The following is a 7,733-nucleotide window of genomic DNA, read 5'->3' as shown; positions in this document are numbered from 1 at the left end:
AGGCGGGCGACGTGCCGCGCGGGTTCAACCGCGTGACCAACCAGGTCTACGAACTGGGCTCCACCTTCAAGCCGATCACCGTCGCCGCCGCGCTCGACGCGGGCAATATCACCGATCTGCGCCGCCGCTGGCCGGCCACGCCGCTCCATGTCGGCAAGTTCACGATCCACGACCTGCACAATTACGGCAGTTCGCTGAACGTGCTGGAAACGCTGATCCACTCGTCGAACACCGTCACCGCCCATATCGCGGACGAACTCGGCGGCGCCCGGCTGAAGAAGACGATGGAATCGCTGGCGATGAACCAGCGCCCCTTCGTCGAGCTTCCCGCGCGCGGCTTCCCGCTCTGGCCGCGCGGCGAATGGCCGCGTCTGCGCACGATGACGGTCGCCTATGGCCACGGCATTGCCGTCACCCCGCTGCACCTCGCGTCCGCTTACGCCTCGCTGGTCAACGGCGGCATCTGGCGCCCGGCAACGCTCAAGAAGCTGGAGCCTTCGCAGGTTCCGGCCGGACGCCGCGTGTTCACCGCCGCGACCAGCGCCCGCATGCGCCAGTTGCTGCGCATGATCGTGTCCTACGGCACCGGCCGCAAGGCCGACGCGCCCGGCTTCCGCGTCGGCGGCAAGACCGGGTCGGCCGAGAAGCCGGGTGTTGGCGGCTATCGCAAGCATTCGCTGGTGGCCACTTTTGCCGCCGCCTTCCCGATGGACCGCCCGCGCTACGTCGTCATCGCCATGATGGACGAGCCGCAGGGCACCGAGGCGACCTCGTTCCAGCGCACTGCCGCCTGGAACTCGGCGCCGGTGATCCAGCGGGTGGTCCCGCGCATCGGCCCGCTGCTGGGCGTAATGCCGGACGAAACGCGCGATATCGACATTTCCGATCTGAAGCCGCTGATCCCGGCCGGAACCGCTGAAGAGTGAGCCTGCAAGAATGAAATTGACCGCCCTCTGCGCTGCTGCCGATGTTCCGTTTGCAGGTTCGCTTGCAGGCAGCGCAGAAGAAGTGAACGTGACCGGCTTTGCCATCGACCATCGCAAGGTCGCGCCCGGCACCGTGTTCGGCGCGTTTCGCGGCGCGAAGTTCAACGGCGAGGACTATATCGCCGCCGCTATCGAAGCCGGTGCCGTCGCCGTAGTCGCCCATCCGGACGCGCAGGTCGAAGGCGCGGTCCACTTCGCCGATCCCGAGCCGCGCCGCCTGTTCGCGCGTCTTGCCGCACCGTTCTTCCAGCCGGTGCCCGAAACCCTGGTCGCCGTGACCGGCACCAACGGAAAGACCTCCACCGTCGAGCTGACCCGCCAGATCTGGCGCATGGCCGGGCAGCGCGCCGCCTCGATCGGCACCCTGGGCGTCACCACCAGCGACGAGACTGTCTCAACCGGCCTCACCACGCCCGATATCGTGACGTTCCTCGCCAACCTCACCGGCCTTGCCCGCGAGGGCGTCACCCACGTCGCCTACGAGGCATCGAGCCACGGTCTTTCGCAGTTCCGCATCGAGGGCCCCCGCGTTTCGGCAGGCGCCTTCACCAACCTCTCGCGCGACCATCTCGATTACCATGCCGACATGGACGACTACTTCGCGGCGAAGATGCGCCTGTTCGACGAAGTCGTCGTCGATGGCGGCACCGCCGTGATCTGGGCCGACGATCCCTGGTCCGAAAAAGCCATCGCCCATGCCGAAAAGCGCGGGCTCAAGACGTTCACCGTGGGTGCCAAGGGCACCAGCATCCGCCTCTCGGGTCGCAAGCCGGGCGGACTCGGCCAGAAGCTGGAGCTCGAGCACGATGGGAAATCCTACGTGCTCGAGCTTCCGCTCATCGGGGCCTATCAGGCGGCCAATTCGCTGGTCGCGGCGGGGCTCGTCCTGGCCAGCGGCGGTGATGCGCACCAGACGTTCGATGCGCTGAAGCGGCTCGTCACGGTACGCGGGCGGCTTGAGCGCGCGGCGATTTCTTCGGTAGGCGCGCCGGTCTATGTCGACTATGCGCATACGCCCGATGCGCTGGAGGCGGCGATCGCCGCGCTTCGTCCGCATGTGGAAGGGCGCCTGATCGTGGTGTTCGGCGCGGGCGGCGACCGCGACCAGGGCAAGCGGCCGGAAATGGGCCGGGTGGCCGGCGAGGGCGCGGACGTGGCGATCGTCACCGACGACAACCCGCGCGGTGAAGACCCGGCGGAAATTCGCGCCATGATCCTTGCCGGAATGGGCAAGGAGGCGCGGGAAATCGGCGATAGGCGCGAGGCAATCGGCGCGGCGATCGCGGAAGCCGGACGTGGGGACATCGTCCTCATCGCCGGCAAGGGGCATGAACAGGGGCAGATCATCGGCAGCGGCGATGCAGTGCGCGTCCTGCCATTCGACGACGTCACCGTGGCCAGGGAAATGTCTGGTCCGCAGGGAAGGTAGTGCGATGAATGCTGTAGCCCGGATCCTCGAATGGCCCACTGATGAGGCCGAGGAAAACCCGCTTGCCCCGTGGCCTCCCGCGCTCTGGGATTCCGCCACGCTCGCGCGGGTGATGAAGGGCGAGGCCAGCAGCGAGTTCGCGGTTTCCGGCGTCGAGATCGATAGCCGCGACGTTCAGCCGGGCGACCTGTTCTTCGCGCTCAAAGGCGAGACGATGGACGGCCATCGCTTCGTCGAGGGTGCTTTCGCCAAGGGCGCGGCGGCAGTCGTGGCAGACCGCCCGGTGGACGGCCCGCACATCCTGGTCGCAGACACCACCGAGGCGCTGGAACTGCTGGGCGCGGCGGCGCGCGAGCGTTCGCGCGGGCCGATCATCGGCGTGACCGGCTCGGTCGGGAAAACCGGCGTGAAGGAGGCGATCTTCGACGCGCTCGACCGGGGCAGCCGGGGAGACGCGCACCGCTCGGTCAAGAGCTACAACAATCATGTCGGCGTGCCGCTCAGTCTCGCACGGATGCCCGCCCGCGCGCGTTTCGGCATCTTCGAGATGGGCATGAACCATGCGGGCGAAATCGCCGCGCTGACCCGGCAGGTGCGCCCGAACCTGGCGGTCATCACCACCATCGCGCCCGCGCACATCGAGATGCTGGGCTCGATGGAGGCCATTGCCGACGCCAAGGCCGAGATCTTCGAAGGTCTGGAAGCAGGCGGCACTGCGGTGATTCCGGCCGATAGCCCCTATTTCAACCGCCTGAAGGAGGCCGCGCTCGCTGCCGGTGCGCAAGTCGTCTCGTTCGGCAAGGCGCGTGACGCCGATGTCCGCCTGCTCGACGCGGTTCCGGCGATCGGCGGGGGCTCGCTGGTGACGATCGACATGGGTGATCGGCGGGTCTGCTATACCGTCGCTTCGCCCGGCGAACATCATGTGATCAATTCGCTCGCGGTCATGGCCGCGGTGCGCGGGGTGAAGGGAGACCTCGGCGCCGCAGGCGTGGCGCTCGCCGAAATGGGCGGGCTGCCAGGCCGGGGCGCGCGGCTTCAGATCGACGTTTCGGGTGGGGAGCCCGACGTGGACGGCCGCCGCCCCGCTTCCGGCGAAGGCGCGGGCAAGGCGCTGCTGATCGACGAGAGCTACAACGCCAACCCCGCATCGATGCGTGCCACCCTGGAGCAGCTGGGGCGCACGCCTGCGAACCGGCGGATCGCCGTACTCGGTGCGATGAAGGAGCTGGGCAGTCACGGTCCCGACTATCACGCCGCACTGGCCGGTCCGATCGGCGAGGCGGGCGTCGATTTCGCCGTGCTGGTGGGCGAGGAAATGGCACCGCTTGCACAGGCCCTGGCACAGACCCTGCCGCAGGCCCTTGAAGGGCGCGGGAATTCCGAGGAACTGGGGAAATCCGCTGGCCTTCCGCTTGGCAAAGCGGTGCCCTTCGCGCATTGCCTCACTGTGCGGGAAGCTATCGACGCGCTGCGCGAATTCGGCCTCGAACGGGATGACGTCATCCTCGTGAAGGGTTCCAATTCGGTGGGTCTGGCTTCCCTGGTGAACGCGCTCGACAAACAGGAAGGGTAGGGGGCAACCCCGCAAGATGCTGTATCTCATCGCAGATTGGTTCCACTACGAGGGACTGTCCAACCTCTTCCGCTACCAGACGTTCCGTTCGGGCGCGGCGCTGATGACGGCGCTGGGCCTTGGCTTGCTGATCGGTCCGCGCTTCATCAACATGCTGCGCGTGCGCCAGGGCAAGGGCCAGCCGATCCGCGAGGACGGCCCCCAGAGCCACCTTGCCAAGCGCGGCACCCCCACGATGGGCGGACTGATGATCCTGACCGCGCTGGTCAGTTCGATGATCCTGTTCATGGACGTGACCAACCCCTTCGTCTGGGCCTGCGTAGCCGTGACGGTGGGCTTCGGAATCATCGGTTTCCTGGACGATTACGACAAGGTCGCCAAGCGCAGCACCGCCGGGCTTTCCAGCAAGCTGCGCCTTGCGCTGGAATTCGTGGTGGCGGGCATTGCCTCGTACATCATCGTCAGCCAGCTCAACACGAACCTCTACGTGCCGTTCCTCTCGGGCCGCTACATCCCGCTCGGGCCGTTCTACTACGTCTTCGCGGCTTTCGTGATCGTGGGCGCGGGCAACGCGGTGAACCTCACCGATGGCCTCGACGGACTGGCGACGATGCCCGTGATCATCGCCGCGGGCACTTTCGCGATCATCTGCTACCTTGCCGGCCGCGTCGACTACGCCAATTACCTCGGCATTCCGCATGTGCCGCGCGCGGGCGAACTGGCCGTGTTCTGCGCCGGGATCATCGGCGCATGCCTAGCCTTCCTGTGGTTCAACGCGCCGCCGGCGGCGGTCTTCATGGGCGATACCGGCAGCCTCGCGCTCGGCGGCGCGCTCGGCGCCATTGCCGTGGCGGCGCACCATGAGATCGTGCTGGCCATCGTCGGCGGCCTCTTCGTGCTGGAAGCGGCCTCGGTGATCATCCAGGTGTTCTGGTTCAAGCGCACCGGCCGCCGCGTGTTCCGCATGGCGCCGATCCACCACCACTTCGAGCAGAAGGGCTGGAAGGAATCGACGGTCGTGATCCGCTTCTGGATCATCTCGATCGTCTTGGCCGTCGTCGGCCTCTCCACGCTGAAGCTGCGATAAGGGGCGCCGGGCCTTGATCGTCTCCCCCGTCTTTGCCGGAAAACGCTACGCGGTGCTCGGCCTGGCCCGCTCCGGCCTCACCGCGGTCGAGACGCTGCTGGCCAGCGGCGCCCACGTCATGGTCTGGGATTCGCGGGAAGAGCCGCGCCAGGCCTTCTGCGCCCGCAGCGACAGGGAGAGCGTGGAACTCGGTGATCCCGTCACCGCCGACCTTACGGGCTATGACGGCGTGGTCGTCTCGCCGGGGGTGCCGCTCAACAAGCACCCGATCGCCGAAGCCGCACGCCGCCACGACGTGCCCGTGATCGGCGATATCGAGCTTTTCGCGCTCGCCCGTGAAAGCCTGCCCGCGCATCGCGTGGTCGGCATCACCGGCACCAACGGCAAGTCCACCACCACATCGCTGGTCTGCCATCTGCTGGAGAGCGCCGGGGTGCCTACCCGCGTCGGCGGCAATATCGGCGTGCCGGTGCTGGGCGAAGATCCGCTGCCGGAGGGCGGCGTCTATGTCCTGGAGCTGTCGAGCTACCAGATCGATCTGACCCGCAGCCTCGACTGCGATGTCGCGGCGCTGCTCAATGTCACGCCCGATCATCTCGACCGGTATGACGGCTTCGAGGCCTATGCCCTGTCGAAAGCGCGTCTGTTTTCGATGCAGGACGCCGCACATCCCGCGGTGTTCGGCACCGGAGACCGCGAGACGGGCGACATAGCCGAAACGGAAGAACTGCGCCGCGCGCCCGGCCTCGTCCGCCGGGTGAATGGGCAGGATCTGGTATCGTTCCAGAAGGACTGGCCTTCGCTGCAGGGCCCGCACAATCTGCAGAATGCCGCCGTGGCCGTGGCCATCGTCGAGGCTCTGGGCATTCCCGCCGCGCGGTGGCAGCCCGCGCTGCGCACCTTCAGCGGCTTGCCGCACCGCATGGAGCGCGTGGCCGAAGCGAACGGCGTGCTCTACATCAACGACAGCAAGGCGACGAACCCGGCCTCCACCGCGCCTGCCCTGGCCGCGTTCCCGCCCGATCCTGAGCCGCGCATCCACTGGATTCTCGGCGGCCTGCCCAAGGGCGACAACCTCGACGAATGTGTCCCCTTCTTCGGCAATGTCGCCGCCGCCTATACGATCGGCGATGCCGGCGCGCGCTTCGCTGAAATCCTCGCGCCTTATACCGAAGTGAACCGCAGCGAGATGATGGCCGAAGCCATTCGCGAGGCGATGGCCCGCGCCAAGCCCGGCGACGTCATCATGCTCTCGCCTGCCTGTGCCAGCTTCGACCAGTTCCGCGACTATGAAGCGCGCGGCCTGGCCTTCCGCCAGATCGTCGAGGCGCTCCTCGAACTTCATGACGGGCATGACGCGCCTGCAGACGGGGTGAAGCACTGATGGCCACTGCCGCTTCCAGTTCTGCATCGGGCGTCCAGCCCGCCAATGTCCGTTACAACCGCAACCGTCGCGGCCAGCTGGCGATCTGGTGGCAGGAGATCGACCGCCCCGTGCTGGCGATCGTCCTGATCCTCATGGGGATAGGGGCCGTGGCCGTCGCCGCCGGCTCGCCGGCCAGCGCCCGCCGTCTTTCCACCGCGCACGAGAAGCTTTCGCAGCTGCACTTCTTCTGGCTGCACTTGCGCTGGCAGTTCGTGGGCCTTTGCGCGATGTTCTGGGCGTCCAGCCTGTCGAAGGACAGCGCGCGCCGCGTGGGCATCCTGATCGCCGGGCTCATGCTGGTGGGACTGGTGCTGGTGCCGGTGGTCGGCTCCGAAGTGAACGGCGCGCGGCGCTGGCTGAAGGTGGGCTTCTCGATCCAGCCCTCGCAGTTCCTGGGTTCCGGCTTTCCGATCCTGCTTGCCTGGATTCTCTCCTGGCGCGCGCGCGATCCGCACATTCCCGTGGTGGCGATCTGCTTCTGCCTGATGGGCCTGCTCGGCGCGTTGCTGATGGCGCAGCCGGACTTCGGCTCGACCATGCTGTTTTCGGGCACGTTCTTCGTGATGATCCTGCTGGCGGGCATTCCCCTGAAGCGCATCGGCATGTTCGCGGGACTTGGCGTCGCGGGCATCGTCCTGATGTATTTCACCTATGACAACGGCCGCAACCGCATCGACTCGTTCCTCTCGGGCGGCAATGCCTTCGACCAGGTGGACCTTGCCCAGCGGACCCTGCTGAACGGCGGATGGTTTGGGCAGGGCTTCTGGATGGGCGGCCGCAAGATGGCGCTGCCCGAAGCGCATACGGACTACATCTTCTCCGTGATCGGGGAAGAATTCGGCCTGATCGCCTGCATGATCATCGTCATGATCTACCTCGCCCTGCTGACCCGGGTAATGCTGCGCCTGGTGGAGGAGGAAGACCTCTTCACCGTGCTCGCCGCGTCCGGCATCGCCTCGCAGTTCGGCGGGCAGGCCTTCATCAACATCCTGGTCAACCTCCAGCTCTTCCCGTCCAAGGGCATGACCCTGCCGCTGATCAGCTACGGCGGCTCGTCCACGGTCGCCATGTGCATGACCGTGGGCCTGCTGCTGGCGATTACGCGCCGCAATCCGTTCATCAAGCGCGAGAAGTTCTCGCTTCGCGCCGTTGGAGACTTTTCTTCATGAGTTCGGCCGTAAAAGGCTTGGTAAGCCGTCATTATGTCCTCGCCGCGGGCGGGACGGGCG

Annotated in this window: 6 protein-coding genes; all 6 read left to right on the top strand. The window is 66.8% G+C overall.

Annotated features, from left to right (window positions below):
• The coding region (locus ACI3K3_RS25105; RefSeq protein WP_404918749.1) for a penicillin-binding transpeptidase domain-containing protein at window positions 1-926 on the top strand (926 nt) is incomplete at its 5' end.
• A gap of 10 nt (window positions 927-936) precedes the next feature.
• Window positions 937-2,415 (top strand): UDP-N-acetylmuramoyl-L-alanyl-D-glutamate--2,6-diaminopimelate ligase, encoded by a 1,479-nt coding sequence (locus tag ACI3K3_RS25100; protein WP_404918747.1) that lies wholly within the window; start codon window positions 937-939, stop codon window positions 2,413-2,415.
• Between the two features lie 4 nt (window positions 2,416-2,419).
• Window positions 2,420-3,991: a UDP-N-acetylmuramoyl-tripeptide--D-alanyl-D-alanine ligase gene (gene murF / locus ACI3K3_RS25095; RefSeq protein WP_404918745.1), complete on the top strand. Its 1,572-nt coding sequence runs from the start codon at window positions 2,420-2,422 to the stop codon at window positions 3,989-3,991.
• 16 nt (window positions 3,992-4,007) lie between these two features.
• Complete coding sequence (gene mraY, locus ACI3K3_RS25090) at window positions 4,008-5,078, top strand: phospho-N-acetylmuramoyl-pentapeptide-transferase (protein ID WP_404918743.1); 1,071 nt, start codon at window positions 4,008-4,010, stop codon at window positions 5,076-5,078.
• 13 nt (window positions 5,079-5,091) lie between these two features.
• Window positions 5,092-6,462, top strand: a complete 1,371-nt coding sequence (gene murD / locus ACI3K3_RS25085) for a UDP-N-acetylmuramoyl-L-alanine--D-glutamate ligase (RefSeq protein WP_404918741.1) — start codon at window positions 5,092-5,094, stop codon at window positions 6,460-6,462.
• Entirely contained in the window at window positions 6,462-7,673 is a 1,212-nt protein-coding gene (locus ACI3K3_RS25080) for an FtsW/RodA/SpoVE family cell cycle protein (protein ID WP_404918739.1), read from the top strand. The genes murD and ACI3K3_RS25080 overlap by 1 nt, the downstream gene beginning before the upstream one ends.
• Window positions 7,674-7,733: the final 60 nt, after the last annotated feature.

Source organism: Novosphingobium sp. ZW T3_23, assembly GCF_044987305.1.
Taxonomy (GTDB): domain Bacteria; phylum Pseudomonadota; class Alphaproteobacteria; order Sphingomonadales; family Sphingomonadaceae; genus Novosphingobium.
The sequence above is the reverse complement of the archived record's forward strand: the minus strand, read 5'-3'. Positions and strand labels throughout refer to the sequence as shown.

What these genes read in the sequence shown, in the direction of transcription:
- ACI3K3_RS25100 (WP_404918747.1), top strand. Translation starts at nt 937, where the DNA reads ATGAAATTGACCGCCCTCTGCGCTGCTGCCGATGTTCCGTTTGCAGGT.
- murF (WP_404918745.1), top strand. Translation starts at nt 2,420, where the DNA reads ATGAATGCTGTAGCCCGGATCCTCGAATGGCCCACTGATGAGGCCGAG.
- mraY (WP_404918743.1), top strand. Translation starts at nt 4,008, where the DNA reads ATGCTGTATCTCATCGCAGATTGGTTCCACTACGAGGGACTGTCCAAC.
- ACI3K3_RS25080 (WP_404918739.1), top strand. Translation starts at nt 6,462, where the DNA reads ATGGCCACTGCCGCTTCCAGTTCTGCATCGGGCGTCCAGCCCGCCAAT.